This is a genomic window from Escherichia sp. MOD1-EC7003, assembly GCF_002965065.1.
In the GTDB taxonomy this organism is placed as follows: domain Bacteria; phylum Pseudomonadota; class Gammaproteobacteria; order Enterobacterales; family Enterobacteriaceae; genus Escherichia.
Genome location: NZ_PTRE01000330.1, coordinates 1 through 519, shown reverse-complemented (window position 1 = coordinate 519; position 519 = coordinate 1). Strand labels below are relative to the sequence as shown.

Here is a 519-nt window from a genome sequence, read left to right as displayed (position 1 = left end):
GGCGGGTCTCATCGTCTATGAAAACGACCTTCGTGCTGGACGAGCTGGAGCAGGCGTGATGGGCCCGTCGTCCGTCTGGCCCCAGCCATCACAGCGATAAAGGCTCTCAGAATGTGTCACTGGCCTATACGGAGCGACTAAAAGAAGCCGGATTACTGGCATCAACAGGGAGTACAGGCGACTCGTATGACAACGCGATGGCTGAGAGCATCAATGGTCTTTACAAAGCGGAGGTAATACACCGTAAGAGCTGGAAAAACCGTGCAGAAGTGGAACAGGCCACACTAACGTGGGTGGACTGGTATAACAATCGACGATTGCTGGAAAGGCTGGGCCATATTCCTCCGGCAGAAGCAGAAAAAGCGTATTATGCTTCCATCGGAAATGATGAGCTGGCAGCCTGAGTTCACAGGTAAAATACTCTCCAGGAAAACCGGGGCGGTTCATCCAGGCGGGGCCCGAACGCATTGGATATTTTAAAAAAACCAAGCATGATTTTGCCAGCGGCGACCTTTGCGA

Annotated in this window: 1 pseudogene; it reads left to right on the top strand. The window is 52.6% G+C overall.

Features of this window, described 5'->3' with window-relative positions:
• Positions 1 to 404 (top strand): annotated as a pseudogene (locus A7090_RS25620) (integrase core domain-containing protein); the annotation flags it as partial.
• Between the last annotated feature and the right edge of the window lie 115 nt (positions 405 to 519).